The following is a 1,667-nucleotide window of genomic DNA, read 5'->3' on the forward strand; positions in this document are numbered from 1 at the left end:
GGATGTCGGGCCGCGCAACGGTGGCTTGCGCCCCACGCAACCCTGCCCTGATCCCTTGCGGTACCTGGCTGCGTGGCCCGATCTGGCAAGCGTTGTGGCCGAAACCATGCTTGTCGGGCCCGGCTTATCGATATATCGTTTGCGGCACACGTTACCGATATATCGAAATGGGCCGATCCCCCTCCCCCAGGAACCGCACCGACGATGCCGCGGTACCCCGCCGCAACGGCCAGCCGCGCGTGCTCAGCCGTGGCGACCTGCGCCTGCTGGTGCTGGCACTGATCGGCGAGCAGCCGCGCCACGGCTACGAGTTGATGCAGCACATCAGCACCATGTTCATGCAGGCCTACACCCCCAGCGCGGGCACCATGTACCCGCTGCTGGCCAGCTTCGAGCAGGCCGGCTGGGTGGCGTCGGAAGAGGTGGACGGCCGCCGTGTGTTCCGCATCACCACTGCCGGCGAGTTCGAGCTGAAGGTGCAGCGCACCCAGGTGCGGTTGGCGCAGCGACGCGCGTTCGACCGCGCCCGCGAGATCACCAAGGCCTCGTTGCCGGCGCCGCTGGCCGCTGCGCTGCGCGAGTTCAAGCTGGCGCTGGTGCACCACCACGGGCGCTGGGCCGACGGCGAAGCCGAGCAGGTGGCCGCGCTGCTGTCGCACGCGTCGGCGCTGATGAATGGCCAGGCCAGCAACGTGTCCTCTCCCTTTTCAACGACCCAGCCAGACTGAATCCAGCCAGGTCTCCCCTCATGCCGCGCGCCCCCGCGCGACCTTCTGACAGGTACCCCCATGACCGAACATCACAACTCGCGCCTGCGCCTGGATGTGCGCTTCCGTGAACTGACGGTGCTGCGCACCGAGACCGTCACCCCGCACATGCGCCGCATCGTGCTGGGCGGCGACGACCTGGCCGGCTTCGATTCGCCCGGCGCCGACGACCACATCAAGCTGTTCTTCCCCAACGCCAGCGGCGAGATGGTGCTGCCGGTGCTGACCGCCGAAGGCCGCAGCTATCCGGAAGGCAAGCAGCCGTCGCCGGCACGCGACTACACCCCGCGCTGGTGGGACCACGAAGCCGGCGAACTGGCCATCGACTTCGTGCTGCACGACCAGGGCATTGCCGGGCCGTGGGCCGAGCGCGCACAGGCCGGCGACACGCTGGTGATCGGCGGTCCGCGCGGTTCGTTCGTGGTGGCCGACAGCTACGACGCCTATGTGCTGATTGGCGATGAAACCGCACTGCCGGCCATCGCCCGCTGGCTGGACGTGCTGCCCGAGGGCGCGCAGGTGCAGGCGTACATCGAAGTGGCCGACGAGGACGAGCGCCAGGACCTGCCGCAGTACGAGAACGTGCGCATCCACTGGCTGGAGCGCAATGGCTTCCCGGCGACCAGCAGCACGCTGCTGGAAGACATGCTGACCGATTTCGAGGCCCCGGACGGCGATGCGTTCTACTGGATCGCCACCGAATCGCGCCGCGCACGGATGATGCGCAAGTTCATTGAAGGGCACCTGGGCGTGCCGCGCGACTGGATCCGCTCGACCGGTTACTGGAAGGCGCACCCGGACGAACAGGACGGCGATTGACCGCAAAACGGTAGGTGCGGACCGTTGGTCCGCACGCTCTTCTACGGGTAGTGCCGGCCGCTGGCCGGCAACCTCATGACC

General features: G+C 68.0%; 2 protein-coding genes. Both read left to right on the top strand.

The window, feature by feature from the left end; translation table 11 throughout:
• The first annotated feature begins 167 nt into the window (after nt 1-167).
• Nucleotides 168-728 (top strand): PadR family transcriptional regulator, encoded by a 561-nt coding sequence (locus AB4Y84_RS21025; protein WP_442244707.1) that lies wholly within the window; start codon nt 168-170, stop codon nt 726-728.
• Between the two features lie 60 nt (nt 729-788).
• Nucleotides 789-1,586, top strand: coding sequence for a siderophore-interacting protein (locus AB4Y84_RS21030; RefSeq protein WP_442244706.1), 798 nt, complete (start codon nt 789-791; stop codon nt 1,584-1,586).
• Nucleotides 1,587-1,667: the final 81 nt, after the last annotated feature.

This window comes from Stenotrophomonas sp. 2YAF22, assembly GCF_052114665.1.
Taxonomy (GTDB): Bacteria; Pseudomonadota; Gammaproteobacteria; order Xanthomonadales; family Xanthomonadaceae; genus Stenotrophomonas; species Stenotrophomonas indicatrix.

What these genes read in the sequence shown, in the direction of transcription:
- AB4Y84_RS21030 (WP_442244706.1), top strand. Translation starts at nt 789, where the DNA reads ATGACCGAACATCACAACTCGCGCCTGCGCCTGGATGTGCGCTTCCGT.
- AB4Y84_RS21025 (WP_442244707.1), top strand. Translation starts at nt 168, where the DNA reads ATGGGCCGATCCCCCTCCCCCAGGAACCGCACCGACGATGCCGCGGTA.